General features: G+C 69.8%; 23 protein-coding genes and 1 pseudogene. 11 read left to right on the top strand and 13 right to left on the bottom strand.

Going from position 1 to position 26477, the window contains the following annotated elements; genetic code table 11:
* Nucleotides 1-234 precede the first annotated feature (234 nt).
* Nucleotides 235-1317, bottom strand: a complete 1083-nt coding sequence (locus tag FH610_RS32610; protein WP_205826228.1) for a questin oxidase family protein — start codon at nucleotides 1315-1317, stop codon at nucleotides 235-237.
* 10 nt (nucleotides 1318-1327) lie between these two features.
* Nucleotides 1328-1903 (bottom strand): dihydrofolate reductase family protein, encoded by a 576-nt coding sequence (locus FH610_RS32605; RefSeq protein ID WP_139579067.1) that lies wholly within the window; start codon nucleotides 1901-1903, stop codon nucleotides 1328-1330.
* 101 nt (nucleotides 1904-2004) lie between these two features.
* Here FH610_RS32605 and FH610_RS32600 point away from each other — a divergent pair, with 101 nt between their 5' ends.
* Nucleotides 2005-3030, top strand: coding sequence for a DUF5937 family protein (locus FH610_RS32600; RefSeq protein ID WP_205826227.1), 1026 nt, complete (start codon nucleotides 2005-2007; stop codon nucleotides 3028-3030).
* Between the two features lie 360 nt (nucleotides 3031-3390).
* Here FH610_RS32600 and FH610_RS32590 read toward each other — a convergent pair whose 3' ends face one another.
* Nucleotides 3391-4056: a TetR/AcrR family transcriptional regulator gene (locus tag FH610_RS32590; RefSeq protein ID WP_139579064.1), complete on the bottom strand. Its 666-nt coding sequence runs from the start codon at nucleotides 4054-4056 to the stop codon at nucleotides 3391-3393.
* A 110-nt stretch (nucleotides 4057-4166) separates the two neighbouring features.
* On the opposite strand from FH610_RS32590, the gene FH610_RS32585 reads away from it, so the two are divergent.
* Nucleotides 4167-5114 carry an SDR family NAD(P)-dependent oxidoreductase gene (locus tag FH610_RS32585; RefSeq protein ID WP_139579063.1) on the top strand — a complete coding sequence of 316 codons (948 nt, stop codon included), beginning with the start codon at nucleotides 4167-4169 and terminating at the stop codon, nucleotides 5112-5114.
* A 123-nt stretch (nucleotides 5115-5237) separates the two neighbouring features.
* On the opposite strand, the gene FH610_RS32575 is transcribed toward FH610_RS32585, so the two are convergent.
* Nucleotides 5238-5891 carry a response regulator transcription factor gene (locus FH610_RS32575; protein ID WP_139579062.1) on the bottom strand — a complete coding sequence of 218 codons (654 nt, stop codon included), beginning with the start codon at nucleotides 5889-5891 and terminating at the stop codon, nucleotides 5238-5240.
* Nucleotides 5869-7017, bottom strand: coding sequence for a sensor histidine kinase (locus FH610_RS32570; protein ID WP_139579061.1), 1149 nt, complete (start codon nucleotides 7015-7017; stop codon nucleotides 5869-5871). The genes FH610_RS32575 and FH610_RS32570 overlap by 23 nt, the downstream gene beginning before the upstream one ends.
* 167 nt (nucleotides 7018-7184) lie before the next feature.
* On the opposite strand from FH610_RS32570, the gene FH610_RS32565 reads away from it, so the two are divergent.
* On the top strand, nucleotides 7185-9041 hold the full coding sequence (locus FH610_RS32565; RefSeq protein WP_139579060.1) for a serine hydrolase domain-containing protein: 1857 nt from the start codon (nucleotides 7185-7187) through the stop codon (nucleotides 9039-9041).
* A 51-nt stretch (nucleotides 9042-9092) separates the two neighbouring features.
* On the opposite strand, the pseudogene FH610_RS45750 reads toward FH610_RS32565, so the two are convergent.
* The 4 genes and pseudogenes from FH610_RS45750 to FH610_RS32545 all read right to left on the bottom strand — a co-directional run.
* A pseudogene (locus FH610_RS45750) lies at nucleotides 9093-9335 on the bottom strand (recombinase family protein); the annotation flags it as partial.
* Nucleotides 9336-9693: 358 nt separating this feature from the next.
* A complete protein-coding gene (locus tag FH610_RS32555; RefSeq protein WP_139579059.1) occupies nucleotides 9694-11043 on the bottom strand; it encodes a dihydrolipoyl dehydrogenase family protein in 1350 nt (449 codons plus the stop codon).
* A 236-nt stretch (nucleotides 11044-11279) separates the two neighbouring features.
* Nucleotides 11280-11924 (bottom strand): response regulator, encoded by a 645-nt coding sequence (locus FH610_RS32550; RefSeq protein ID WP_139579058.1) that lies wholly within the window; start codon nucleotides 11922-11924, stop codon nucleotides 11280-11282.
* Nucleotides 11888-13288: a sensor histidine kinase gene (locus FH610_RS32545; RefSeq protein ID WP_139579057.1), complete on the bottom strand. Its 1401-nt coding sequence runs from the start codon at nucleotides 13286-13288 to the stop codon at nucleotides 11888-11890. Before FH610_RS32545 ends, FH610_RS32550 begins: the two co-directional genes overlap by 37 nt.
* Before the next feature lie 311 nt (nucleotides 13289-13599).
* On the opposite strand from FH610_RS32545, the gene FH610_RS32540 reads away from it, so the two are divergent.
* Both FH610_RS32540 and FH610_RS32535 read left to right on the top strand, forming a co-directional pair.
* Entirely contained in the window at nucleotides 13600-14340 is a 741-nt protein-coding gene (locus FH610_RS32540; RefSeq protein WP_139579056.1) for an ABC transporter ATP-binding protein, read from the top strand.
* 76 nt (nucleotides 14341-14416) lie between these two features.
* A complete protein-coding gene (locus FH610_RS32535; protein ID WP_205826226.1) occupies nucleotides 14417-16153 on the top strand; it encodes an FtsX-like permease family protein in 1737 nt (578 codons plus the stop codon).
* A gap of 29 nt (nucleotides 16154-16182) precedes the next feature.
* Here the strand turns inward: FH610_RS32535 and FH610_RS32530 are convergent, their stop codons facing one another.
* From FH610_RS32530 to FH610_RS32520, 3 genes are all read right to left on the bottom strand, one after another.
* The gene (locus tag FH610_RS32530; RefSeq protein WP_139579054.1) at nucleotides 16183-17937 is read right to left on the bottom strand and encodes a glycoside hydrolase family 15 protein; all 1755 of its coding nucleotides are present in this window, start codon (nucleotides 17935-17937) and stop codon (nucleotides 16183-16185) included.
* 110 nt (nucleotides 17938-18047) lie between these two features.
* Entirely contained in the window at nucleotides 18048-18683 is a 636-nt protein-coding gene (locus FH610_RS32525) for a transcriptional regulator (RefSeq protein ID WP_139579053.1), read from the bottom strand.
* Nucleotides 18680-19075 carry a DNA-binding protein gene (locus FH610_RS32520; protein ID WP_139579052.1) on the bottom strand — a complete coding sequence of 132 codons (396 nt, stop codon included), beginning with the start codon at nucleotides 19073-19075 and terminating at the stop codon, nucleotides 18680-18682. Before FH610_RS32520 ends, FH610_RS32525 begins: the two co-directional genes overlap by 4 nt.
* 59 nt (nucleotides 19076-19134) lie before the next feature.
* On the opposite strand from FH610_RS32520, the gene FH610_RS32515 reads away from it, so the two are divergent.
* The gene (locus tag FH610_RS32515) at nucleotides 19135-20382 is read left to right on the top strand and encodes a PEP/pyruvate-binding domain-containing protein (RefSeq protein WP_139579051.1); all 1248 of its coding nucleotides are present in this window, start codon (nucleotides 19135-19137) and stop codon (nucleotides 20380-20382) included.
* 102 nt (nucleotides 20383-20484) lie between these two features.
* Entirely contained in the window at nucleotides 20485-21099 is a 615-nt protein-coding gene (locus FH610_RS32510; RefSeq protein ID WP_139579050.1) for a histidine phosphatase family protein, read from the top strand.
* Nucleotides 21100-21134: 35 nt separating this feature from the next.
* Here the strand turns inward: FH610_RS32510 and FH610_RS32505 are convergent, their stop codons facing one another.
* Nucleotides 21135-22196 (bottom strand): LacI family DNA-binding transcriptional regulator, encoded by a 1062-nt coding sequence (locus FH610_RS32505; RefSeq protein WP_205826225.1) that lies wholly within the window; start codon nucleotides 22194-22196, stop codon nucleotides 21135-21137.
* Between the two features lie 142 nt (nucleotides 22197-22338).
* Between FH610_RS32505 and FH610_RS32500 the strand changes: the two genes are divergently transcribed.
* Genes FH610_RS32500 through FH610_RS32485 form a run of 4 tightly spaced genes read left to right on the top strand, consistent with a single transcriptional unit; the run spans nucleotide 22339 to nucleotide 26437 of the window.
* A complete protein-coding gene (locus FH610_RS32500) occupies nucleotides 22339-23694 on the top strand; it encodes an ABC transporter substrate-binding protein (protein WP_139579048.1) in 1356 nt (451 codons plus the stop codon).
* A gap of 6 nt (nucleotides 23695-23700) precedes the next feature.
* A complete protein-coding gene (locus FH610_RS32495; RefSeq protein WP_139579047.1) occupies nucleotides 23701-24669 on the top strand; it encodes a carbohydrate ABC transporter permease in 969 nt (322 codons plus the stop codon).
* On the top strand, nucleotides 24666-25490 hold the full coding sequence (locus FH610_RS32490; protein WP_139579046.1) for a carbohydrate ABC transporter permease: 825 nt from the start codon (nucleotides 24666-24668) through the stop codon (nucleotides 25488-25490). The genes FH610_RS32495 and FH610_RS32490 overlap by 4 nt, the downstream gene beginning before the upstream one ends.
* A 5-nt stretch (nucleotides 25491-25495) precedes the next feature.
* On the top strand, nucleotides 25496-26437 hold the full coding sequence (locus FH610_RS32485; RefSeq protein ID WP_139579045.1) for an ROK family protein: 942 nt from the start codon (nucleotides 25496-25498) through the stop codon (nucleotides 26435-26437).
* Nucleotides 26438-26477: the final 40 nt, after the last annotated feature.

Here is a 26477-nt window from a genome sequence, read left to right as displayed (position 1 = left end):
CTTGGGCTGGGAAGGAAGCCCTACCAGGAGTGGTCAACCAGGGGATTCCGGGCCTCTGACGTCTTGTCATCCTGGGCCGTTCTGCCGGATCGCCAGGCGAGTTGTTCGGTTCGCTTATTTCGGCCGAGGCGAACAACTCAGGCCGAAGTTGTTCGGGGTTGCACGGGCGATGCGCCACCTCGGGGTCGCGCACGTCCGCACCAAGGTCGTCGTCGGGATCTGACCTTGCTCGCGTCAGGGACGGTCGATCAGCTCGCCGACGTGCAGGGTCGCGGCGAGCAGCTCGGGGTCGCCAGTGCAGTCGTACGACTCGACGGCCGTGTCGGTGAACTTCAGGACGTGCTCGTCGCCGTGCTCAGCTGCCCGCTGAAGCGCGTCCTCGCGGGTCAGCTCGGGATAGCGCCGGACGATCTCCGCGCACGGGGCCGGCCGGGCCGGGGCGTACGTCGCGATGACCGCCACCACGGCCGCCCAGGCCGCCGTCAGGCTCGGCAGCCACTGCTCGGTCGGCAGGACCGGGAGCACGTGCCGCACGGCGTTAGGCGCGGTAGCGGCGTGGACCAGCAGGACCGGCGAGCCGTGGCCGAGCCTGAGGTACGCCTTGGCGGCGCTGTCGACGAGCGACTCCAGCCGCGCCGGGACCTCCTCGGCGGACGCAGCGGGTTTCAACGCGCGCAGGCTCGCAGTCCAGCCCGAGCTGCGCTCGAGCCGGTCGAGCCGGTGGGCGATGAAGCCGTTTTGCTCTTTGAGCCGGGTGACGGCTGGCAGGGCCTGTTGCGCTGTGAGGGTGCCCTCCGGCGCGACCACCCCGGCGAGCTCGCGGTAGCGCGCCGCCCAGAACGCCAGCCCGTGGGCCAGTTCGTCGAGGGTCTGGCGTGCTGGGGCGCAAGCGGTGCCGCGCAGTGTACGCACCGCGTGACCGACCCGGATCACGCCGTGGGTCGAGCCGGCCACGATGCCCGGCAGCAGCCGTGGCCACCACCCGGCGAGCACTTCCTGCCACGGGCGCTCGGTCAGCTCGTGCCGGAAGTACGCGGCCCAGTCGGGCAGCCGTCGCGCCTGGCCCAGCGCCGCGCGCCACTCGCCGGGCTGGATGGCCGCGCTCGTGCCGGGCAGCTCCGCCAGGCGGCGTACGTAGCGGTCGAGCCAGCCATCGACGTCGATGTCGAGCCCCCGCCGGACCATGACCTCCACGGCCATCGGACCGTGGTTGGTCAACCCGTGGTTGCCCTCCTCGTCGCCGCCGAACTCCGGCCCGTACGCGTGCAGTCGTTCGTACGCTGCGGGCAGGGCCTCAGTCATCGACTCGCGGGTCATGACGGCCACCTCAGCGGACGACGTCATAGACGAGTTTGGTGATGCCGTTGGCGTACGTCTCGGACTCGGCCACCTTCAGCATCTGCTTGTCCTTGTCGGTGTCGCTGAACATCCGCTTGCCGGCTCCGAGCAGCACGGGGAAGACCAGCAGGTGGTAGCGGTCGATCAGGCCGGCGTCGGAAAGGCTGTGGGCGAGGGTGGCGCTGCCGTGGATGAAGATGGGGCCGCCGTCGGTCTCCTTGACCTTCACGACGTCCTCGAGGGAGCGCAGGATCGTGATGTCACCCCAGTTGTCGACGAGGGCGTCCTGGCCGAGGGTGGTCGAGACGACGTACTTCGGCAGTTCCTTGAGAGCGGCGAACTCCACCATGTCTGGCCATACCGGCGAGAACACCTCGTAGCTGGTCCGGCCGAACATCAGCGCGGTGGCCTCCTCGGTCTCCCGGCCCTTGAGCTCGTACGCCTCGGGCAGGAACTCGATGTCCTTGAAGGTCCAGCCGGCGCTGCGGTGGGCCTCGGTGCCGCCGCCGGGAGAGTCGATGACGCCGTCCAGCGAGACGAAGGCGGTGTAGATCAGCGTGCGCATCTTCGATGTCCTATCCGTGGTCAACGTGGATGGCCTCAGTCTGTCCTGACGTCACGCACACGGCCACGATTAGGCTCAGGGCTAATCGGAAGGGCGGCCGCGTGATTCACCTGCACTTCACGGCGACGGACTTGACCCGCGTACGCTTCGCCGCCTCACCCCTCATGGAGACCGTCGCCAGCCTGCGTACGCTGGCCGCCCGCAGGCAGGGGCGGCACCTGCACCGTCCCTGGATGGACAGATTCGCCGAGCGAGCGGGCCGGCTGCGCGAGCGCGACCTCGACCTACTGCGGGCGTTGGTGCGTCCGGAGGGCTACATCCCCGACTTCCTGGTGCCGCCGCCGGGTCGCCGGTCCTCGACCTTCGCGGACGCGCTGGCGCAGATCGCCGACGCCGATCCGGAGATCGTGGCGCAGGAGTTGGCGCACCTGGCGGCCCACCCGGTCGCCCAGCAGGGGCCCGGCCGCGAAGGGCGGGGAGCCCTGCTCCAGGCGCTGGTGGACCGGCCGGATGCGGGCATCGGCCCCGTCACGGAGGCGCTCGAGGCGTACCACCGGGTTGCGATCGCCCCAGACTGGCCGCGGATCAATGCGTTACTCAACGACGACATCGCCTACCGGCTCGACGCCCTGGCCGACGGCGGCGTCGACCGGATGATGAGCAACCTGCACCCGTCGGTTACGTTCGCCGACCAGACGCTGAGGATCGTCAAGTACTACGAGGGCCACGCCGACTGCGGCGGGCGCGGCCTGTTCCTCGTGCCGTGCGCCTTCGCCTGGCCGGACGTCCTGGTGCGGACCGCGCAGCCGGATTCACCCAGCGTCTCCTACTCCCCGCGCGGCCTCGGCCGGCTCTGGGAGGAGCACCCCGAGCAGACGGGCTCGGCGCTTGCCGGCGTCCTCGGGCAGACCCGGGCCGCCCTGCTGACCCAGCTCGACCTGCCGATGTCGACCAGCCAGGCCGCCACTCAAATGGCGCTCTCCGCGCCGACGCTCAGCGTGCACCTCCAGGCGCTGCGTGCCGCCGGGCTGCTCACCTCGCGCCGGGCGGGCCGGCAGGTGCTCTACTCGCGGACCGAACTCGGTGACCGACTGCTCAGCGAGGCAGGCCGGCAGCCCGACGCCTGAGCTGCATATGCGCGACGGTGTCGCGCAGCGTACGCGGCTCCAGGCGGAGCCCCAGGATCTGCCGGTAGGTGCGCCTGTCCCTCGTCAACGTCCCCGCCACCAGAGAGCCTGCGCCCGCCGAGATCTGTGACACAGCCAGTCCCGGCGCCGAGGGTAGGAGCAAGTGTCGCGAGGTCCAGCGCGATTTGTTGCCTGAAGCGAACTGCCCACCAGCAATACCTCTTCAAGGTGCCAGACGGCTACTGCGGCCTCGGCGGCACCAGCGTCAAGCTAGGTGACCAATCCGGGTGGGCCGCCTGCCCGACGGGCCTGGTCCCGACCGGGGATCGAGGCTCCAGGACCTGTCCAGTGCAAGGCAGGTCAGCGGCGGGGTAGCACGCCCAGGAGGGTTGCGGTCAGGGCCAGCTTCAAGGAGTCCTTCAGCTCCAAGTGGAAGCGGGCGAGGTCGGGCTCGGCCTGGTAGGCCGCCTGCAGGCTGGGTGGGGGTGTGCTGTACGCCGACAGTGCGCCGGCCATGACCATGGTTTGCAGGCTGAACAGTGTCGCGTTCTCGCCCAGCTCCGGCAGGTAGTTCTGGATCAGGGCGGTCATGGTTGTCAGGCGGTTCAGGGAGGCGCGCTTGTAGCGTGCTACGACCTCGACGGAGACGTTGTGTTCCAGGACGCTGCCCTGTGCGCCGAAGAGGTCGCACAGCACCATTCGACTGGAGAGCGAGCGGCTGAGGATCTCTGCCACCGCTGCCGCTCGCTCGGCCATGGGTAGATTTTCGTCGATGCCGGCGGCCAACTCGTCCGCCAGTTCCGTCAGCCACTCCTGCAGGAAGCGGTCGAGCAGTTCTAGCAGCACCGCCTCGCGAGACTCGAAGTAGCGCAGCACGTTCGGCTTCGCCAGGCCTACCCGGCGGCTGAGCTCGTTCAGGGTGACCGCGGCCACGGGCATCTCGTGGAGCATCGCCGACGCCATGTCGAGGATCGCCCGTCGGCGGATCTCCCGCTGCTCTTCGGTTCGTGCCCGCTGGAACGTCACGATCGCCAGCCTAACTTAAGTACCTTCGGTACGTTGACAACGTACCGAAAGTACTTTAACGTCGTCGACACAAGATACCTTCGGTACGTTAGCTAGTTGGGGAGCCTGACATGGGCGAGAAGTGGACGACGGCGAACATTCCGGACCAACGCGGGCGGGTGGCCGTGGTGACCGGGGCCAACACCGGACTGGGGTACGAGACCGCCAAGGCGCTCGCCGAGCGCGGGGCGTCCGTGGTGCTCGCCGTGCGCAACGTCGAGAAGGGCGAGCAGGCCGCGGCCCGCATGACCGGCGACGTGACCGTGCAGGCACTGGACCTGACCTCGCTCGACTCCGTTCGGACCGCGGCGGCGGCGCTGCGGTCCCGAATCGAACGGATTGACCTGCTGATCAACAATGCCGGCGTGATGTACACCCCGAAGCAGACCACCCGGGACGGCTTCGAGATGCAGTTCGGCACCAACCACCTCGGCCACTTCGCGCTCACCGGGCTGCTGCTGGACCTGATGCTGCCGGTGCCCGGCTCGCGCGTGGTGACGGTCAGCAGCACCGGCCACCGCATCCGGGCCGCGATCCACTTCGACGACCTGCAGTGGGAGCGGTCGTACAGCCGGGTCGCCGCCTATGGTCAGTCCAAGGTGGCCAACCTGATGTTCACGTACGAGCTGCAGCGCCGGCTCGCCACGCACGGCACCACCGTCGCGGTGGCCGCGCACCCCGGCATGTCCAGCACCGAGCTCGCCCGCAACACCCCCGCGGCCCTCCGGCTTCCGCTCACCTGGCTCGCGCCGCTGATCACCCAGACGCCGGCGATGGGCGCGTTGCCGACCCTGCGCGCCGCCACCGACCCCGCCGTGCTCGGCGGTCAGTACTACGGTCCCGGCGGACGCTTCGAGGTCATGGGCCACCCCCGGCTGGTCACCTCCAGCCCGGAGTCGTACGAGGTAGCCGTCCAGCAGCGGCTGTGGGCCGTCTCCGAAGACCTCACCGGGGTGAAGTTCCCCGTCGTTCAGTCCAAGCAGAACTCGTTTCCCTCCGGATCCGCCATCACGATGTAGCCCGCAACGGCAGGGGGCGCCGGCTCGTCGCGGAGCAAGCGGGAGGCGCCGAAATGAGCTGCGGTGCGAGCTGGACGAACAGACGGGGGCCCGGTCGCGAGATCGTGGCGGGGCTGGGCTGAGTCAGTCGACCAGGCCGGCGCGGTAGGCGGCGATGGCCACCTGTACGCGGTTCGTGACGGCGAGCTTGTCGAACAGGTGGGAGATGTGGCTCTTGACCGTGGCCTCGCTCATGTTCAGGCGGGCTGCGATCTCGGTGTTGGAGCGGCCGAGCCCGACCTCGGTGAGCACCTCGCGCTCGCGACCGGTCAGGGCCTCCAACCGGGCGAGCGCGTCACGGCGGCGCCGTATGGGCTGGTCGGTGGTGAGCCGGTGGATCAGCCGCCGAGTGACCTGCGGGGACAGCATCGAGTCACCGCCGTGCGCGAGACGGATCGCCCGGATCAGGTCGTGGGGCGAGGTGTCCTTGAGCAGGAACCCGCAGGCTCCCGCCTCCAGGGCGGTGAAGATGTGCTCGTCGCTGTCGAACGTGGTGAGGATGATCACCGCGGGTGCCCGGGCGAGCCGGCGGATGGCCCCGGTGGCGGTCAGGCCGTCGTACCGGGGCATCCTGACGTCCATCAGGACGACGTCGGGCCCCAGGCGGCGGACCGCGTCGACGGCCTGGTTGCCGTCCTCGGCCTCGCCCACGACCTCCACGTCGGGTGCGGAGTCGATGATGAACCGCAGCCCCGCGCGGATCAGCGGTTCGTCGTCAACCAGCAGTGTCCTGATCATGTGATTCCCTTGGGGATGCGTCCGCGGCGTGCCACGGCAGCCGGCCCTCAAGACGCCAGCCTCCCGCATCGTCCGGCCCGCCGCGCACGGTTCCGCCGATCAGCCGGAAACGCTCCGCCAGGCCCACCAGACCGACCCCGGCGCCGGTCTCCAGACTCGGCTGGGGCGATCGTCCGTTGGCGACCACGATCGTGACGCCGTCTTCCCTGCTCCCGGTCGCCGTGACCGTGACCGGGGCCCCGTGGGCGTGCTTGTGCGCATTGGTCAGGCCCTCCTGGACGAGGCGATGCGCGGCCCTGGCCGTTTCCGGTGGCCACGTGCCGATATCGCCGTGCAGGGCAACGGTCCCGCCGGCCGATACCCAGGAGTCCACCAGCCGCCGCAGGTCGGGGAAGCCGTCGTCATCGTCGGGCCCGGCGCGCAGCACGCCAAGGATCTTGCGCAGCTCTTCGAGTGCCTCCTGCGCGCTAACCCTGATCAACGCCGCCTCCCGCTCGACGCGCTCCGGCCCTGCGCTCGCGTTCACCTCCAGGCCGCCGGAGTGCAGCGAGATGAGCGTTACCTTGTGCGCGAGCACGTCGTGCATCTCCCGGGCGATCCGGCCGCGCTCAGCGGACCTCGCCTGCTCGTCGCGCAGACGCTGCTCGGTCTCGGCGCGTTCGGCGCGCTCGCGCAGCGATCGGGTCAGTTCGCGGCGGGTCGTGGCGTATGCCCCTGCCGCCAGCGTGACCCCGGTGGCCGTCATCGCCGAGATCAGCGCGTCGGTGCCCAACCGGCCGCCGTCCACCCACTGCTGGGCCAGGAACCCCGCCATGCCGATCGCCGCCAGTGCCAGGAAGCGCGTGCCCGCGCCGGAGAAGAGGCTGATCAGCAGCGGTCCCGGATTGCCCGACAGCACGTACGCGCCCGCCCCGGCGACGGCCACCGCGACCGGCCACCGGCCCCGGAACCACACCGCACCCGTGCCTGCCAGCCCGGCGGCGGCGATGACGGGTCGCGGCAGCGGCGCCCACGGCGTCTTGACCGCCAGGACGGTGAGGAAGAGGCAGAGCGCCACGAAGGCCGCGCTGATCGCGTGTGGCCCGAGCGCGGCCACCCGCCGCAGCGCCGCGCGGTACGACAGCATCGCTTCAGCGTAGCCAGGGCGGCGGCGCGCCACCTCATACCGGCGTCGATGCCGTACGCCGGGCGGTCTCCGACTTTCGTCGCATACGCCTGTGGCCGCGATGGCGATGTGGCCGCACCCTCGCCGGCCGCATCGTGGATGGCCTCGACAAGGTCAGGAGCCGTCCCGTGTATCTCTTCCGTTCGATGCTCGTCGCGGTGTGCGCGGCGCTGATGATCCTCGTGCCGCCCTGCGTCGCCTCCCCTGCCGCGGCGGCTACCGATGTTCCCGACGCACGTGCTTTGGCGGGCTTCTTCGACGCCGCGATGGGGGACGCGCTGGCGGCCAACCACGTGCCGGGCGCGGTCGTCTCGGTGGTGGGCGGTGGGAAGACGCTCTTCAGCAAGGGGTACGGACTGGCCGACGTCGAGAACCGCAGGCCCTTCGACCCGGACACCTCGATGGTCCGGATCGCCTCGATCACCAAGCTGTTCACCTGGACCGCGGTGATGCAGCAGGTTCAGCAGGGCAGGCTGGACCTGAAGGCGGACGTGAACCGCTACCTCGCCGCGTTCCGGATCCCCGCGACCTACCCCCGGCCGATCACCCTGCAGGACCTGATGGACCACACGGCCGGGTTCGAGGACCGCACGATCGGCGTGGGGTCGCGGAGCAAGGACGACGTGCCGCCCTTGGCGGACTATCTCGCCGACAACATGCCCGCGCGGGTGCGCCCGCCCGGCGAGGTGTCGGCGTACTCGAACTATGGGGCGGCGCTGGCCGGATACATCGTGTCGCGGGTGAGCGGGCAGCCGTATGACGAGTACGTGCGCGACCACATCCTCGACCCGCTCGCGATGCGGCACAGCACGGCCGCCGAGCCCGTCCCCGCCCCCTTGGCCGCGGATCTGGCGCGCAGCTACGACTACGAGGGCGGGGCGTATCGGCGCAAGCCGTTCGTCTTCGACAACCTCGCCCCCGACGGGTCGATCAGTGCCACCGCGAACGACATGGCCCACTTCATGATCGCTCACCTGCTCGACGGACGCTTCGGCGGCCGGCGCGTCCTCGACGAGCCGACGGCCCGGCTCATGCACCGGCGGACGTTCGCGGCCGACCCGCGCATCGACGGGTACGCCCACGGGTTCAAGGAGCAGACGCTCAACGGGCACCGCGTGATCATGCACGACGGCGGCTGGGAGGGCTTCCAGAGTGCGTTGCTGCTGGTGCCCGACGCCGGCCTCGGCCTGTTCGTCTCCACGAACAGTCTGGACGGGGGCGACGCCATGACCGAGATCATTCCTGCCTTCTTCGACCGCTTCCTGCCCGGAAAGCGCGCCGTGCCCGGCGGCGGTGCTTCCGTCATGCCTGTCGAAGGCTTCTACAAGCTCACCCGGTCCGCCGAGTCCAGCATCGAGAAGGTGGTCGCCCTGACCAGTTCCACCCGGCTGCGGGTGGAGGGTGGGAAGCTCACCTTCAGGGGCTCGACGTGGAGCCCGCTGGGGCCCGGGCTGTATCAGCAGAGCGGCGGCACGCAGCGGCTGGCGCTGGTGACCGGCGGGAGCGGTGTCGCGTACGTGGCCACGGACGGCCCCGCCTACCAACGCGTCCCCTGGTGGGATACCCCGCCGGTCAATGTCGTCATCGTCCTGCTGTTCGCCGTCACCGCTCTGACCGCCGTGCTCGGCCTGCCGGTGGCCGCTGTGGTCCGCCGGGCCAAGAAGCGTCCCGTTCCGCGGGTCTGGCGCGCCGGGCGTGTGCTGACCGGGCTCGCCGCCGCGGTCGGACTGGTGTTCGTGGTGCTGTTCACGCTGGTCCTGACCGGCGACACGAGCATCCTGTACGGCGTGCCGGCCAACGTCCAGGTCCTCCTGGTGCTGCCGCTGCTGGTCCTCGCACTCACCGTCGCCGCGATCGCCACCACCGTGAGGGCTTGGCGGCGCGCGGGCGTCCTGGCCCGCGGCCACCAGGTGGTCGTGCTGGCGGGACTGCTCGCCCTCCTCTGGTTCTGCCAGCACTGGAACCTGCTCGGCTGGCACCTGTGATCCCTTGATCACTCGACCGCCTGGCTCAGCAGGCTCTGGTACGAGCCTGTCCACGTGCCAGCACACGATGGCGTCGACGGTCCCGGCCTCGATGTCGTCAAGGGGTCGTTGCCATGCGGGGCGGGGGCTTCCGGAGTGGGCGTTGACGTCGTTGTCGGAGTAGACGTCCACCACGTCCCACCCTCGGAGTTCGATCAACGCTCGGCAGTCGGCTTCCTGACGGGCGACGCCGCGTCCGACGCCCGCGTGGTCCTGGCTGACTGGCGGAAGATCGCAGCTCTGCGCGTGGATCACATAGATACACGCTCGTTGGCACCGGAGTCTCCTGCCCCATCGGCTTGGTGCGCGACTGGGCTGACGACCTCTTCGGAGGAGTAGCCGGATTGCTGAGACCTCCGGGCGGTGGTCAGGCCTGCTTGGAGGCCATCGCTTATAGCGGGGGAGGAGCCCTCGCTGTGGACAGCCTGTGGCGCCGGGGTCGCGAGGCCCAGCGATGACGCTCCCCACCGGGAGCAGGGATGTGGCGCTCTCGACCGAACTGCGCCGATGGCACGACCACGATCCGGCCAAGTTCACCGAGTCCCGCCGTCGCTACTGGCCATAGAGCGCGCGGTTCATGGTGGCCTCCGTCTGGCCCGTCCGAGATCGGGCACTACAGCATCCATGCCATGTTGGAGGCCTGGGTCGGGTAGACGAACAGCGCGTGCTTCAGCGCGTCAGCGCGGACGTCCGCTCGGATGGCAAGAGCGAAGACGTTCGCGAACTCGTCAGCCTCCGGGCCCAAGAGGTGAGCTCCGAGAATCCTGCCACTGTCCTTCTCGATCAGGATCTTGTACATCGACGCAGGCTCGGCGACCCGCCGCGCTGAGTACCAGCCAGAGGTATCCGCCTGGTTGACGGTGAACGTCAGACCCTTGAGGTGGGCTTCCTCCTCCGTCATCCCCACCGCGCTCAGTGCGGGAATCGAGTAGACCACACTCGCCATGCCGAGGTAGTCCGCCGTACGCTGGTTGCCCTCCACGATGTTCTCGGCGACGAGGCCGCCCTCGTACTGCGCGAGGGGCGTCTCGGGCAGACCTCCACTGTCGGCCGCATCACCCGCCGCGTACACCGCCGGGTTCGAGACGCTCTGCAGGTGGCCGTTGACCCGGATCCCACGGCGATCGAACTCGACCCCCGCGGCGGACAGATCGAGATCGTCCACCTCGGGTGCGCGACCGGCCGAATGGACAACCATGTCCGCCTCGAAGACCTCAGGCCCCGAATCCGTCAGGGCCGTGACCTTGAAGCTTCCCGGTGCTCCCTCGACGCCCGTGACCTTCGTACCGGTCCGAACGTCGATGCCCAGGTCACGGGTGCGCTCCAATAGCCGCGCCACGAGGTCGTGGTCAAAGTGTTTGAGCGGCCGAGCCCCTCCGTGCAAGATCGTGACTGTCGCCCCGGCCCTGGCCGCGATGTGCCCGAACTCGAAGCCGATGTAACCACCTCCGACGAACGCGATCCGTCGAGGCAACTCCTGCAGGTCGAGAAACTGGTCGCTGCGGGTGAGATGGTGCTCGCCCTGGATGCCCAGCCTGGCCGGCCACGCGCCGACTGCTACGACCAGGTGAGCGCCGTCGAGCACGTCCTGGCCAACCTCGATCGAACGCTGGTCAAGAAAGCGTGCACGCCCGTGGAAGGGTTCCACCCCTGCTTGGACGAAGCCATCCTCACGCTGCCGGGGAAAGGGGTCGGTGAACGTGGCCTTGAAACGGATCAGCTCAGGCCAGTCGATGCGCAGGTCACCAGCAACGCCTCGGCCCTCCATGCGACGTTTCCGATCGATGATCTCGGCCGCTCCCACCAACACCTTCTTGGGGTCACAGCCACGCAGCCCACAGGTGCCGCCAAAGGGCCGGGAGTCGACGATCGCCACGTTCCGGCCGGCCGCCCGGCATCGCATGGCCACCGCTGAGCCGGCTTCCCCTGTTCCGATCACGACGACGTCAAAGGACTTCTTCATGATCCATCCTTTTGGTTATCCCGTTCGATCGGGTGTTATTCGCTGACGGCACCAATCGCCCGACACCGCTGCGGGAAAGTGCTCGCGCGCTGACTTTCCGTGACCGTGCTGTGCCCTACCCGGGTCCAGGGGCTCGACACCCCTCGACTCGATGCCTCGAGTAGCCCGTGTCCGACGTGCTCTTCACGGCTCCGGCGATCGATGATCTGCGAAGTATGGGCATGTCGCGCGCGGGGTCAGCGGTTGAGGTAGGCGAGGACGGCGAGGACCCGCCGGTTGTCATCGTCGGAGGGCTGCAGACCGAGCCTGAGGAAGATGGACGCGGTGTGCTTGGCGACGGCCCGCTCGGTGATGACCATCTGCACGGCGATCGCCGCGTTCGAGCGGCCTTCTGCCATCAGGGCGAGCACCTCGCGCTCGCGCGGGGTGAGTGCGGTGACGGCGCCGTCGCCGGAGTTGTGTGCCAGCAGGCGGGCGATCACCTCCGGGTCCATCGCGGTACCGCCGCCGGCCACCCGGCGCACCGCGTCGACGAACTGGGCGCTGTCGACCACCCGGTCCTTGAGCAGGTAACCGATGCCGCCGGTGCCGCCGGCCAGCAATTCGCGGGCGTACAGCTGCTCGACGTACTGCGACAGCACCAGCACCGGCAGCCCGGGCATCCGGCGCCGGGCTTCCAGCGCAGCCCGCAGTCCCTCGTCGGTGAAGGTCGGGGGCAGCCGGACGTCCACGATGACTACGTCGGGCTTGTCCGCTGTTACGGCGGCAAGTAGATCCGGCCCGTTGTCGACGGCGGCAGCGACCTGCAGTCCGTGCGCCTCGAGCATCCGGGTCAGACCGTCCCTCAGGAGGAAGAGGTCTTCGGCGATGACAACGCGCACGGGATCTCCATGGTCGCCATGGTAGGCCCGCCTGGCGGGCTGCTGACGGCCAGAACGCCGTCGAACGCGGCAAGGCGTCGCTCGACGCCGCGGAGGCCGGTGCCGCGGGCGGGGTCGACACCGCCGCGGCCGTCGTCGGTGACGCCGATCCGCAGCACCCCGCCGGCATGGCTGATGTCGATCCACACCTGATCGGCCCCCGCATGCTTGGACACGTTGGCCAGCAGCTCGCTGACGGCGAAATAGGCCGCCGACTCGACCGGTGCCGGGGGACGACCGGGTAGCTCGCCGGCGAAATGGACCCGCAGCGGCAGGTCCAGAGCCAGCCCGTGGACCGCGTCGGACAGGCCGCGGTCGGCCAGCATCGGCGGGTGGATGCCGCGGACCAGGTCACGCAGCTCGGCCAGCGCCTTGACGGAGGAATCCTTGGCCTCGGCCAGGAGTGCCTCGGCAGCCGCGGGGCTGGTGTGGAGCAGCTGCGAGGCTGCGTCCAGGGTCATTCCCATCGCCACCAGCCGGGCCTGCGCGCCGTCGTGCAGGTCCCGCTCGATCCGGCGCATCTCGGCCGCGCCGGTGTCGATGGCGTCGGACCGGGTCCGGGCCAGGTGCCGGACCCGCAGCGCCAGCTCGGCTTGGCGGGTCGGTCCCAGCATCGAGCGGGCGAACACGCCGTACGCGGGCAGCATTCGCCGGCCGGCCCACAGCCCGAGTGCGGTTATCGCCAGACCCAGCGGGATGGCCAGCCACGCGGTAAGGCTGCCGGGGTGAAGCGGGATGGCCAGCCAGTGGATGAGGCCCTCGGAGTGCGTCTCGGCCGGCAGAGCGGGACCTGGAGCAGACGGCGCCGCAGGGGCCGCCGGCGCTGGAAGATCCGGCGCCCGCGACCCGGTTGGGCCGAGCGCGACCATGGCCCCCAGCCCATAGAGCACCAGCCCGGCCGGCGCGGCGACCAGAACGCAGCCCCCGCATGCGTTCACGGCCGTCCACAGCAGGTCCCGCCAGGTTGCCGGGTCGGCCAGCAGCCGGCCGGTCCACCGCCGGAGCCGCGACCAACGGCTGGTCTGCTCGCCGCCCGGATCCGGCCGGTACGGAACGGCGATGGGCACCCCCGACCACTTCCCGGCCAGCCGCCTGGTCAGCCCGGCCACCCAGCGCACGCCCAGCACGCCGCAGGGCACCAGCGTGACCGCCACGCCCAGCCACACGACGCCATGGTCACCGCCGGGCAGCGCCCCACCGTAGGTCAGCACGGCCAGCACCAGGGCCGGAGCCGCCAGCAGGGCGGCGGCCCCGGCCAGCGTCAGCCCGCTGAACGCCAGGCAGAATGCCAGCCCGCGGGCAGCGGCAACCAGGCCCCCGCCCATCCAGGACAAAGGTCCACGCCGAGGGATCTGTGCGCCCGGGGTCGTCGCTGTGCCGCTCACTGCTGATCTCCTTGGCCGGGGTCACTCCCGTTCAGTGTGCCGGGCACGTGGTCGAGCCCACAGTGCTGCTGAACCCTCAATCGGAGGTGTACCTGGATACACCTCGCAGACGCCTCTCAGCCGTATGTCGTCATCAGTCGGCCGCTACCTACCGTGGTCGGCATGCTGCGAGGCCGCGGGCCGGACAAGCAGTATCGGCGCCGCTGTGCGCTTTCCGATTGCACGCTGACCGCAATGCGAAGGAATGAACCATGACCCACACCACTTCGGTACTGCGCACCCGCGGGTTGCGCAAGGAGTTCGGCAAAGCCACGGGACTGGTGCGCGCCGTCGACGGTGTCGATTTGGATGTCGCACCGGGCGAAATGGTGGCCGTGATGGGCCCCAGCGGCTGTGGGAAATCCACCCTGCTGCATCTGCTCGGCGGGCTTGAACGGCCCACCGATGGTGAGATACGGCTGGCCGGATGCCGTCTCGATCAGATGAGCGAGAAGGCCCTGGCTCGGCTGCGGCGTGAGGCCGTCGGCTTCGTCTTCCAGGCCTTCCACCTCATCGACGAGCTCAGCGCGGTGGAGAACGTGGAGTTGCCGGCACTGCTGGCCGGCCGCTCGCCGCGGGCGGCACGAGCACAGGCCATCGATCTGCTGGAACGGGTCGGCATGGCCGACCGGGCCGGGTTTCTGCCCTCGGCGTTGTCCGGCGGTCAGCGCCAGCGGGTCGCGGTGGCCCGCGCGCTGAGCAACAAGCCGCTCGTCGTCCTCGCCGACGAACCCACCGGCAATCTGGACAGCGCCGCGACACTGGACGTACTTCAACTGTTCGGCAGCCTGCACAGGGCCGGGCAGGCGCTGATCATCATCACCCACGACTCGCGCATCGCCGCCACCGCGGAGCGACTGATCTCGATGCGCGACGGCGCCTTCGTGGACGAGACCAGAACGATGGGCCTCATCAGCGGCAACCCCGGCGCTTTCGCCGGGCTGGAGGGCTGACGCAGTGGGCCGCATCCTGCTCATTCTCCGCCTCGCCATCCGAGACCTGCGGCGACGCCCGGTCGAGGCGGTGTTGATGATCCTCGTGATCGGGGTCGCCACCACCACACTGACCATCGGGCTCGCCCTGTATGGGGTGACCGACAAGCCGTACCAGCAGACCCGGGCGGCGACGGCCGGGCCGGACGTGGTGGCGAGCCTCCCGGCTGGGCCCGGCCAGTCCGCCGTCGTCGACGCGCTGATCCACGCTTCCGGCGTCACCGGCCACAGCGGGCCGTATCCGCTCGCCTTCACCGTGATCGGGGCACGGGGCCGTACAGCAGACGTCATGGCAGAAGGGCGCGACCTGGCGCCGGCCTCGATCGACCAGCCGAAACCGACGCAGGGCAGTTGGGTGCGCGACGGCGGTGTGGTGATCGAGCGCAGCTTCGCCGACGCGCTCGGCGTTCACGTCGGCGATCAGGTCACCCTGGGTGGCCGCTCATTCCGGGTCGTCGGGATGGCGGTCACCGCCGGCCTTCCGGCTTACCCCGGAGGCCTCTGCAGCATGGGCTGCGCCAGCATTCCGGCGTCGTTGCTCCATTCCTCGAGGTTCCCCACTCCCGGCCTGGTCTGGCTCACCAAGCCGGCTGCCACGGCTCTTGCCACATCAGCGGGGTCCCTGTCCTACCTCCTCAACCTGAAGCTGGCCAATCCGGCCCAGGCCCAAGCGTTCGCCATCGCCCACAACGCCAACTGGTCTCCGACCGAGCCGATCCTGTCACCGTGGCAGAGGATCCTTGACGTGGACAACCTGGTGGTGGAGAACGCGCAGCAGGCCATGCGGATCGGCGGCTGGCTGTTCGGCCTGCTCGCGGTCGCCGGCCTGGCCGTGCTGGTCGGCCGCCGAATGGTGGAGCAGACCAGGCGGGTCGGACTGCTCAAGGCGGTCGGCGGCACGCCGGGGCTCGTCGCCTCCGTGCTCCTCGCCGAGCATCTGGTTCTGGCCCTGGCAGCGGCAGCGGTCGGGCTGGTGGCCGGATGGCTGGCCGCCCCGCCGTTCGCCAGGACCGGTGCCGGCCTGATCGGTACCCCGGGCGCGCCGTCGCTGACCGTGTCCGCGATCGTGCTCATCCTCGCCGTAGCACTGGCGGTGGCGCTGGCCGCAACGCTCGTTCCCGCCATCCGAGCCGCCCGCACCAGCACGGTCAGCGCACTGGCCGACGAGGCCCGCCCGCCACGGCGCAGAGCCTGGTTGATCGCCGTCTCGGCACGACTGCCCGTCCCCATGCTTCTCGGCTTGCGGCTGACCGCCCGCCGGCCACGCCGCGCCGTCCTGAGCGCGCTCAGTGTCGCCATCACCGTCACCGGGATCGTCACGATCCTGGCCAACGATTCCTATCTGGCCCGTCACTTCTCCCACGATGTAGACGATCCGCGGATCGACCGGATCAACCAGCTGATGGCGATGATCACGATCATGTTGGTCGTTCTCGCGACCATCAACATGATCGCCGTCACCTGGGCGACGAAGCTCGACGCCAGGCGTTCATCGGCACTGTCACGCGCTCTCGGCGCGACCCCCGGACAGGTCAGCGCAGGACTGTCCGCGGCACAGCTGCTCCCCGCGCTGCCGGGTGCCGTCGTCGGCATCCCTGTAGGCATCTACCTGTGCGATATCTTCAGACACGGAGTTCTCACCATCCCCTCGCCAGGGTGGCTGCTCCTCGTGTTGCTCGGAACCCCGCTTGTGGTGGCAGGGCTCACCGCCATCCCATCCCGCCTCGGCGCCCACCGCTCCGTGGCGGAGATCCTCCGATCCGAGCTCGCGTGAGCATCAAGCCGGTGAACGTTCCGGCACCACTAGCAGAGCGCCAGGGCTGTATGGATCAGGTGCAGGTGGGTGAACGCCTGAGGGAAGTTGCCCAGATGGCGCGCCTGGACGAAGTCGTACTCCTCGGAGAGCAGGCCCACGTCGTTGGTGAGGGCCAGCAGCCGCTCGAACAGGACCATGGCTTCGTCCTTGCGGCCGACAAGGTTGAGCGCTTCGGCCAGCCAGAAGCTGCAGGCGAGAAAGGCACCTTCGGCTCCGGGCAGGCCGTCGATGTGGTTGCTTTCGGAGATCGGATAGCGCAGCACGAAGCAGTCGGACATCAGCTCACGTTCGATCGCGTCGATCGTGCCGGTGACCCGGGGGTCCTCAGGGGGCAGGAAGCCGACGATCGGGATGAGGAGCAGCGCCGCGTCGAGTTCGCGAGAGCCGTACGACTGGGTGAACGTGCCGCGCTCGCGGTCGAAGCCCCTGTCGCAGACCTCGGCGTGGATCCGGTCCCGCATGGCCCGCCAGCGCTTGAGGGGACCGGTGTGGCCGAGCTCTTCGATCGCCCGCACCTGCCGGTCTGCCGCCACCCACGCCATGACCTTGGAATGGACGAAGTGCCGCCGCGGGCCGCGTACCTCCCACAGGCCCTCGTCGGGCTGGGCCCAGCTGTGCTCCAGGAAGTCCATCAGCCGGCAGACGATGGTCCAGGCGTAGTCGTGAGGCGGCATCCCCAGCTTCCGGGCCCGGTAGAAGCAGTTGAGCACCTCGCCGTAGACGTCGAGCTGAAGCTGGCCGGCGGCGCCGTTGCCGATCCGCACCGGCCGGGAGCCTTCGTACCCGGGAAGCCAGTCGAGCGTCTGCTCCGGCAGGCGCCTTTCGCCTGCCACGCCATACATGATCTGGAGGTCCTCCGGGCGGCCCGCGATGGCGCGGAGCAGCCAGTCAAGCCAGGCGCCGGCCTCGGTGACGTATCCGGATTCGGTCAGGGCGTCGAGTGTCATCGCGGCGTCGCGCAGCCAGCAATATCTGTAGTCCCAGTTACGCACCCCGCCGAGATGCTCGGGCAGCGACGTGGTGGGAGCCGCCACGATGCCGCCGGTCGGGCTGTAGGTGAGCGCCTTGAGCGTGATGAGGGAGCGGACCACGGCGGCGCGGTGGCGGCCCGGGAGCCAGCAGCGGGAGACCCACTCCTCCCAGAACAGGTTGGTCTCGGTGAGTTGCTCGCCGGGATCGATGCCGCGGGGTTCCGGCTGGTGCGAGGGGTGCCACGTGAACACGAACGACCGGCGTTGCCCTGCGGCGATCGTGAAGGCGCCGGTGTGGCGGTCGCCGCTGCCCTCCAGGTGGAGGGGAGTGGCGATCCAGACCGAGTCGGGCCCGCCGATGGCGTGGAGTCGGCCGTCGAAGCGGCGGGCCCAAGGGACGATCCTGCCGTAGTCGAACCGGATGCTGATCTCTGCGGTCATGTCCACCGTCCCGGACACGCCCTCCACGATCCGGACCAAGGAGGGGTTGACGTGCCGGGGAGGCATGAAGTCGATGACCTTGACGGTCCCCGTGGAGGTCTCCCATATGGTCTCGAGGATCAGCGTGTCGTCGACGTACGCGCGCCGCGTGGCCATCTCATGTCCGGTGGGGGCCAGCCGCCAGAACCCGTTGGACTCGTCACCGAGGAGCTTGGCGAAGCATGCGGGGGAGTCGAACCGGGGAAGGCAGAGCCAGTCGATCGATCCGTTGCGACCGACGAGGGCGGCTGACTGCGTGTCCCCGATGAGGGCGTAGTCCTCGATCCGCATGTTGACCACGCTACTCGCCGTGGAAGGGACAGCCTCGGACAGGCCGTGGCGGGTCGGCCGGCAGCCGTCGTCACCTGTGGGGGGAGCGGGCCAGGGCCCCCGTAGCGGGGTCAGGGTTCCGCGTGCCGGTCGAGGCCGAGCGTGGCGATGAGGTCTTCGTGGAGCTCGAACCAGACGCGATGGCAGGAGTCCACGTCGGTGTGGTCGACCCAGGCGCCGTCCCCGGCTTGGGCGCGCCCCAGGGCTGTGGTGAATCGTGTGTCATATCCGCTAAACCGCGTGAGGACGCGGCCGAGCCGGTCTGCGAGTGGGGTGAGCGCCCGGTCGACGCAGGCGAGCTCATGCAGCACTCCTGCGTCCCAGGCGGGATCGGAGTGGTCGTTGACGGCGAGCCGATCGCCGGCGGTGGGCCGGAGTTGCCAGTCGGTGCAGGCTTGCAGCAGGAGGGCGTTCAGCGGGAGGAACCTGCGGTAGACGTCCCGGACCTCGTCGGCGGCGCCGACGCGGGTGAGCTCGGCCGCGAGCAGGCGCTCGTTCTCGGTCCGGCCCGGTTCGGTCAACGACCAGCCTCCGGTGCCGGCGAAGGCGGTGTGCTCGACCCAGCCATGTGCCTCGGCGTCGCGCAGCACCTCTTTCGTCGTGTCCGCGTCGAGTCCGTACCGACGAGCGATCACCGGAGTGTCCGCGAACCCGGTGATGCGAACGGCGTGCAGGACCAGGAGGCTGAGCGGAGAGTCCCGCGTCACGAGTCGGCGTCCTGTCGTGCCGCCAGGCGGGTGTAGTGCTGCTGGCATGCCTGCGGGGAGTTGAACCCCATCACGTGCGCCATCTGTGCCCAGGTCAGACCTGCGCTCCGGGCGATGAACAGCAGGGCGGATTCGAGTCCTTCGACTTCGGCTCGTGCGGCGGGCAGGAGGGCGAGCGCGCTCAGGATGTCCTCCGGGTCCAACTCGGCGTTGCGCCAGACGGCGAACTGCGCGAGGTCGACCGCCGACAGTGGGGCGGGTAAGGGGCGCCAGGGGCGGGCCTCGAGCTCATCTGCGCCCAGGCTCAGAAGACGTTCGCGCGCGTCCCGCTCACGCTGGGCCTGGACGTGGTCGGCGTGCACGCCGTGAGCCATGTCGTGCTTGCGATCCATGCGCCTCAGGATGCACAATCAACAAATTGTTGTCAATCTTCTGTTGAAAGGTGGGGTGGGTGATCGTACCCCTCATGGAGGCTGTCGCCGATACCTGCGGGGGCAAGGCCGGCGCACTCGGCGCGTTGCTCCGTGCGGGTCTGCCGGTCCCTGACGGCTTCGTCGTCCCGTTCGCCGCCTACCTCGCCGCTGTCCGCGACCTGGACCTCGGGCGGTTCGCCGGAGAGCCGGACGACGTCGATGCGGTGCGGCGGACGATCGAGACCCGCCCGGTCCACGGGGCCGTGATCGACGCGCTGGGACGCGTGCTCGACGAGATCGGCGGCCCACCCGTGGCGGTGAGATCATCGGCAGCGAGGGAAGACACCGGTCAGGCGTCGGCGGCCGGTCAGCACGAGAGCTTCCTCGCCGTGCACGGAGTCAGTGCGGTCGCCGAGGCCGTGCGTGCCTGCTGGGCCTCGCTGTTCTCCCCGCGTGCCATCGCCTACCGGGCCGCCTCCGGCCGCGCCGACCAAGCGTCCGACGATCTTTTGATGGCCGTCATCGTGCAACGCCATCTGGACGCCGAGATGTCCGGGGTCATGTTCACACCCGCGGCCCCGGACGACGCGACCCGGATCGAGGCGTCCTGGGGCCTCGGCCCCAGCATCGTCGAGGGCAGGGTCACCCCTGACGCCTACCGCGTCGCCGAGGACGGGTCAGTCGCCCGCACCGTCGCAGACAAGCGGAAGCGCCTTGACCGGCGCGGCACGCGGCTCGTCATCCGCGACGTGCCCACCGCCGCCCGGAACCAGCCGACGGTTGACGACGCGACCGCCGCGCGGCTGGCCAGGCTGGGCGAACAGATCGCTGCCGTACTCGGCGGACCGCAGGACATCGAGTGGGCGATCGCCGACGGCCGCACCTGGATTCTGCAAGCACGGCCGGTCACCGCCGCACCCCCGCCACCGACATCGCATTCCGGCGCCTCCGACATCCCAGCCGCCACACTCACCGGAACGCCAGGCAGCCACGGGACCGTGACCGGCACCGCGAGGATCGTCCGTGGTCCCGGCGACTTCGCGCGCGTGCGCCCGGGCGACATCCTCGTCTGCCCCTTCACCGACCCTGCGTGGACGCCGCTGCTGCGCATCGCCGCCGGCGTCGTCACCGAAACCGGAGGCGTGCTCTCGCACGCCGCGATCGTCGCTCGAGAGCACGCCATCCCCGCCGTCCTCGGCATTCCGAACGCGACGAGCAGGCTCCGCGACGACACCGTCATCACCGTCGACGGCGCCACCGGCACCGTCACGGCGGCGAACGCGTGACCGATCGCTTCCGTCCCCGGGCGAAGCGTCCCGCCGCCGACCCCGCACGTACCGATCGAAAGGAGAGGGGAAACGGCCCGCACGGACCGCCCCTGACGACGCATGACAACTCGGCGCCTCTACCTGGCACGCCACGGCGCGGCCGACGCGTTCGGGGAACTCACCGACATCGGGCGCCGGCAGGCGGGCCTGCTGGGCGAACGGCTCGCCGGCGTACCGGTCGACGCCGTGTGGCACTCTCCGCTCCCACGGGCCGTAGCAAGCGCGCACGAACTCGCCCGTCATCTACCGAACGTGCCCGTAACCGAGGCCGCCGAACTCGTCGACCACGTGCCCTACGTTCCCGGCCCGGCCGAGACACCCCCGTCCTGGGCCGGCTTCTTCGACGGTTACGACGACACCGAGGCGGCCTCGGGCCACAGGCTCGCCGAGGCCCTGATCGCCCGGTTCGCGAAGGTCCCCGACCCGACCACGCAAGGGACCCGGCCCGACAGACACGAGGTCCTGGTCACGCACGCCTACCCGATCGCGTGGCTGGTGCGGCACGCACTGGACGCGCCGCCATCCCGGTGGCTCGGGTTGAACAGCGCCAACACCGCACTGACGGTGATCGAGTATCGCGACGGGCTGCCGCCCACGATCGTGATGTTCAACGACATGAGCCACCTCCCGCCCGACCTACGCTGGACCGGGTTCCCCGCAGGCATCCGGCCCTGAGGCAGCTCCTCCTGCTCGTACTGCCGGCGTGCCGGTCAGGCGCCCGGCGACGCGACCGACTCCCTGAGGCGGATGGGCATCGGCACGCGATGCACCTCGCCCTCCCCGCCGTCGTCCTCACGGTCACGGCCGATCTCCGTGAACAGCACGTCGACGGCCTTGCGGCCGAGCTCGTAGTGGGGGAGGGCCACCGTCGTCAGCTGGGGACGCATCCACGAGGCGATGGGGTGGTCGTCGAAGGACACGACGGAGACGTCGGCGGGCACCTTGAGCCCGAAGTCGTCGAGTGCCTGGTAGGCGCCCAGGGCGAGCCGGTCGTTGAAGCAGATCAACGCCCGCGGGCGCTCCTTCTGCAGCAGCGCCCGGGTCGCGGCGAGGCCGTACTCCGGTTGCCAGTCAGGGGTGACGTGGCCGCCCGCCGGTTTGACCCCCGCCTCGGCGAGCACCTCGCGAATGCCGATGAGCCGTTCGACGGCCGCGACACTTCCGCCCGCCGGGACGTTGCGCCGCCCGGGGCCGGCGCCGATCAGGTGGATGCCCTCGCGATGGCCGGCGTCGAGCAGAGCCCTCGCGGCGACGCGTCCGGCCTCGATCTCGTCGGGGATGACCGAGGGCAGCGGTGACGGCTGTTTGGGGAGCGCGTTGAGCAGCACGGCGGGGGCGACCGCCATGCCCTTCGGCACCCTGATGGTTCTCGTGTACATCGCGGCCAGGATGATCCCGTCCACCTGACGGTCGTGCATGGCCTGCAGGAGGAGCCGCTCGAGTTCGGCGTCCCCCTCCGTCTCACCGATGAACAGCATGAAGCCGCGCTCCCGCGCGGCCTCGAGTGCTCCTTTGATCATGTCGCCGGCGAGCCGGGACGTGGCGACCGTGTCCGAAACAAAGCCGATAGTCCGAGTTGTCCCAGTTCGCAGGCCTACGGATACGATGTTCGGCCGGTACTGCAACTCGGCCGCGGCCTTGAGGACGCGCTGCTCGACATCCTGAGAGATGCGCAACTCCCGGCCGCGTCCGGACAACGCGAGCGACGCGGTGGTCGGCGAGACGCCGGCGATCTTGGCGACATCCGCCAGCGTGACCCGTCGTGGGCTCACCGGATGACCTCCTGCGATGTGGGGGTTGACACCCCGCGACTCGTGTGATGAGACTATCGCACTGCTAATCCGATTTAGCAAACCTGAGTCCTGGGGCATCCGGTGTGTGCCGGCGAGTCCCCGAGCAATCAAGGAGACGCAGATGTCGCGTCGAACTCGCTGGAACGGGGCCGCGCTCGCGGTCGTGATGGGGGGGACGCTGGCGGCAGGCTGCGGGGCGCCCGGCGGCGACGCCCCCCAGCCGGAGGCCACCGGCGCGTCCCTGGCGGCCGCGCCGACCTGCGGCACGGCGCCGGTCACGCTGAACGCCTATGTCGAGACCGGCTTCCCCCTGCCGAAGGAGCTCAGCACCGAGTTCTCCAAGCAGCACCCCAACGTGAAATGGAACATCCGCGAGGACCAGTTCGCGGTGATCACCCAGAACGCGCCGCGCGTCCTCGCCGACGATCCGCCGGACCTGATGCGGCTTCCCCAGGTGTCGGAGCTGGTGAAGAACAACCTGCTGAAGAACCTCGACGGCTACGCGAAGGCGTTCGGCTGGGACTCCTGGCCGGCCTCCCAGCTGGAACAGATGCGCATGGTCCCCGGCGGGAAGACCCGCGGCGAGGGCTCGCTGTACGCCATGGGGCTGAACTTCAGCATGACCGGCGTGTTCTACAACACGAAGCTCGCCGCCAAGATCGGCATGTCGTCCCCGCCGGCCACCCTGGCCGAACTGGACGACGCGCTCGCGAAGGCCAAGAGCGCGGGCATCACTCCGATCGCCCAGTTCAACGGCGGGGCCACCGGCGGTCTCGCCTTCCCTCTGCAGGACCTCATGGCCGCGTACGGTCCCGCAAAGCCGATCAACGACTGGATCTACCAGAAGCCGGGCGCCACGATCGACACCCCCTCCAACCTCCAGGCGACGCAGCACCTGGAGAAGTGGATCAAGGCCGGGTACTTCTGGAAGGACGTCAACGCCGTCGACTACGCGACGATGATGAGCCGCTTCATCAAGGGCGAGGGCCTGTTCATGTTCAACGGCGACTGGGAGTCGGGGAACCTCGACAAGCAGATGCCGGGCGAGGTGGGCTTCTTCCTGATGCCGCCGGCGCAGCAGGGCGGCAAGCAGGCCGCGATGTCGGCGCCCCTCACCTACGGGATCAGCTCCAAGGCGAAGAACGCCGACTGCGCGGCGTTCTTCCTCAACTGGGTGGCCACCGACCCGAAGGCGCGTGAGATCGGCGTGAAGGTCGGCGGGTCGCACCCGATGGGCCCGGCGGACGCCCCCATGCCGGAGGTGGCGAAGGACACGGTCACAGCGAGCACCTTGGAGGCTGGGGCGAAGATCGCCGAGGACAACGGCTCGATGGACTTCATCGCCAACGCCACCGGCGCGATCTACGCCAAGAGCTGGACGCCCCAGTTGCAGAAGCTGGTCGCCGGGCAGCAGACCCCCGCGGAGCTGCTGAAGTCGGTGCAGAGCGACTACACGAGCCAGGTCGGGGGGAGCTGAGCACCGATGACACGGCCGACTCCCGACAGCGCGGTCGATCCCCCCGCGACCCGCCCCGGGCCGGCAGCCGTGACGAGGAAGCGGAGCCCCGCCCGCGCGGCGGGGTTCCGCACGCCGAGTTGGGTCGGCTGGCTGTTCGTGGCTCCGGCGCTCATCGTCTACGCGGTCTTCGTCCTACGGCCGATAGCCCTCACCGTCCAGTACTCGCTGTACCGCTGGGACGGCATCGGCCCGTCCACCTGGGCCGGGCTGGGCAACTACGCCAGGGTGTTCACCGACCCCGACCTGTTCGCCTCCATCCTCAACGCGATCAAGCTGATCGTCTTCTTCAGCGTGATCCCGGTCGTGCTGGGCCTGGCGATCGCGTCGACGATCCGCCGGATCGCCGCGAGCCGGCTCGCGCTGGTGGCGCGCACGGTCCTGTTCCTGCCGCAGGTCATCCCGCTCGTCGCCGCCGGCATCGCCTGGAGCTGGCTGTTGTCGTCGACCGGACTGGTCAACCAGCTGCTCACGTACGCCGGGCTCGGCGGCGTGGCACGCGCGTGGCTGGGCGACTTCTCCACGGCCCTGCCGGCGGTCGGCGTGATCGGGGCGTGGGTGCTGCTCGGCCTGTGCACGATCCTTCTCCTGTCCGGCATGAGCAAGATCGACCCGGCGCTGTACGAGGCGGCCCGGATGGACGGAGCGGGGCCGCTGCGCGAGTTCGTCTCGATCACCGTGCCCAGCCTGCGCCAGGAGATCGGCGTCTGCGTCACGGTGACCGTGATCGCGGCTCTGGCGAGCTTCGACATCGTCTACGTCTCCACCCAGGGCGGACCGGGGAACGCGACCATGGTCCCCGGGCTGGAGATCTACTACCTGGCCTTCTCGGAGCGGCAGGTGGGCATGGCGTCCGCACTGGCCGTCGTGCTCATGGTGCTCGTCCTCGTCGTCGCCCTTCCCATCCAGTGGCTCACCAAGGACAGGTCCTCATGATCGTTGGACGTCGAGAGACCTGGACCGGAAGGCTGCTGCTCGTCCTGCTGATGGCGGTCACGCTCATGCCGTTCGTCAGCCTGTTCGTCACCGCCCTGCACCCGTCCGGCAGCTACCCCTCGGGCCTGGAGTGGCCGCGCGATCCGCAGTGGGGCAACTTCGTCAAGGCCTTCCAGGCCGCGCGGATGATCGAGCTGGTGAAATCGAGCACGCTCATCGTGCTCGGCGTGGTTCCCGTCTCGCTGCTCCTCGGGATGTTGGCGGGTTTCGCCATCGGTCACCTGCGGATGGCGGGACGGAATCTGGTGTTCCTCGCGTTCGTTCTCGGGCTGACGCTGCCGTTCGAGGGCATCATCACGCCGCTGTACTACCAGGTGCGCGACATGGGGCTGCTGAACACCCGGTGGGCCATCATCCTGCCGCTCATCGGGCTGTTCATGCCGTTCGCGGTCTTCTGGATGCGGGCGCACTTCGTCAACATGCCCGACGAGCTGTCGGAGAGCGCGCGGATGGACGGCGCGAACGTGTGGCAGCTCTTCTGGCGCATCCACGTCCCGCTGGCCATGCCGGCGCTGTCGTCCCTGGCGATCCTGCTGTTCCTGTGGACCTGGAACCAGTTCCTCCTGGCGATCGTCCTCGTCGACGACCCGTTGAAGCGGACGATGTCCGGGGCCCTGGGCGCCTTCCAGGGGCAGTGGGGAACCGACATGCCACTGCTGTGCGCGGGGTCGCTGCTGATCCTGACCCCCACACTAGTGATCTTCCTCGTCTTCCAGCGCCGCTTCGTCACGGCTCTGCTCCAGGGCTCCCTGAAGGGGTGACGCGCGTGGACGCAGCCGCCCCGGTCTACGGGGGGATCGAAGCGGGCGGGACGAAGTGGGTGTGCGCGGTGGCCGACGCCGGCGGAGACGTTCTCGCCACCGAAGTGATCCCCACGAGCACGCCGGAGACGACCATCCGCGCCGCGGTGCGGTTCTTCGAGGACCGTCGGCCGCTCGCCGCGCTCGGCATCGGCACCTTCGGCCCGGTGGATGTGCGACCGGGTTCGCCGACGTACGGCCGCCTCCTGGCCACGCCCAAGCCGGGCTGGGCGAACGTCGACGTCGTCTCCCCTTTGCGCGCCGCGCTGGGCGTACCCGTCCGCCTGGACACGGACGTCAACGTCGCGGCGCTGGGGGAGTGGCGGCGGGGAGCGGGCGCGGGGCTCGGCACGTTCGCGTACATGACCGTGGGCACCGGCGTCGGCGTGGGAGCGGTGGTGAACGACGGACTCCTGCACGGACTTCTGCACCCTGAGTTCGGCCACATCCGCGTCCCCCACGACCCGGTCAGGGACCCGTTCGCGGGGAGCTGTCCCTTCCACGGCGACTGCCTCGAAGGGCTCGCGTCGGGTGAGGCGATGCGCCGGCGATGGGGGCGTCCGGCCGAGCACCTGGACGACCCGTCGGCCTGGGAACTCGAGGCCGAGTACGTCGCCCTCGCCGTCATGAACCTGACCTACGCCCTGTCGCCCGAGCGGATCGTCGTGGGCGGGGGCGTCGCCAAGCACCCCGCGCTGCTTCCGGCCGTGCGGGCGCGGCTGCTCACCCTCGCCGCCGGCTACCCGGGGGCGCCGGTGCCCGCCGGCCCCGCGGCCATGGAGGAGTACGTCACCGGCCCCTCCCTCTGCGACCGCTCGGGAGTGGTCGGAGCCGTTGAACTCGCACGCGCGGCGCGGCCCGAATCGACCGTTTTCTGTGACGCGCCGGGAAACGCCCGGCGCGACTGAGTTGGAGGTTCTTCGAATGGCTCCATGGGGGCGGCGAGGT

This window comes from Microbispora catharanthi, from assembly GCF_006334915.2.
Taxonomy (GTDB): Bacteria; Actinomycetota; Actinomycetes; order Streptosporangiales; family Streptosporangiaceae; genus Microbispora; species Microbispora catharanthi.
This window is presented reverse-complemented; position numbering and strand designations above follow the sequence as displayed.

Excerpts from the sequence above, each read along its gene's own strand:
- FH610_RS32610 (WP_205826228.1), bottom strand. The coding sequence starts at position 1,317 with ATGACCCGCGAGTCGATGACTGAGGCCCTGCCCGCAGCGTACGAACGA.
- FH610_RS32605 (WP_139579067.1), bottom strand. The coding sequence starts at position 1,903 with ATGCGCACGCTGATCTACACCGCCTTCGTCTCGCTGGACGGCGTCATC.
- FH610_RS32585 (WP_139579063.1), top strand. The coding sequence starts at position 4,167 with ATGGGCGAGAAGTGGACGACGGCGAACATTCCGGACCAACGCGGGCGG.
- FH610_RS32575 (WP_139579062.1), bottom strand. The coding sequence starts at position 5,891 with ATGATCAGGACACTGCTGGTTGACGACGAACCGCTGATCCGCGCGGGG.
- FH610_RS32570 (WP_139579061.1), bottom strand. The coding sequence starts at position 7,017 with ATGCTGTCGTACCGCGCGGCGCTGCGGCGGGTGGCCGCGCTCGGGCCA.
- FH610_RS32555 (WP_139579059.1), bottom strand. The coding sequence starts at position 11,043 with ATGAAGAAGTCCTTTGACGTCGTCGTGATCGGAACAGGGGAAGCCGGC.
- FH610_RS32545 (WP_139579057.1), bottom strand. The coding sequence starts at position 13,288 with ATGGGCGGGGGCCTGGTTGCCGCTGCCCGCGGGCTGGCATTCTGCCTG.
- FH610_RS32540 (WP_139579056.1), top strand. The coding sequence starts at position 13,600 with ATGACCCACACCACTTCGGTACTGCGCACCCGCGGGTTGCGCAAGGAG.
- FH610_RS32535 (WP_205826226.1), top strand. The coding sequence starts at position 14,417 with ATGATCCTCGTGATCGGGGTCGCCACCACCACACTGACCATCGGGCTC.
- FH610_RS32530 (WP_139579054.1), bottom strand. The coding sequence starts at position 17,937 with ATGCGGATCGAGGACTACGCCCTCATCGGGGACACGCAGTCAGCCGCC.
- FH610_RS32520 (WP_139579052.1), bottom strand. The coding sequence starts at position 19,075 with ATGGATCGCAAGCACGACATGGCTCACGGCGTGCACGCCGACCACGTC.
- FH610_RS32510 (WP_139579050.1), top strand. The coding sequence starts at position 20,485 with ATGACAACTCGGCGCCTCTACCTGGCACGCCACGGCGCGGCCGACGCG.
- FH610_RS32500 (WP_139579048.1), top strand. The coding sequence starts at position 22,339 with ATGTCGCGTCGAACTCGCTGGAACGGGGCCGCGCTCGCGGTCGTGATG.
- FH610_RS32495 (WP_139579047.1), top strand. The coding sequence starts at position 23,701 with ATGACACGGCCGACTCCCGACAGCGCGGTCGATCCCCCCGCGACCCGC.
- FH610_RS32490 (WP_139579046.1), top strand. The coding sequence starts at position 24,666 with ATGATCGTTGGACGTCGAGAGACCTGGACCGGAAGGCTGCTGCTCGTC.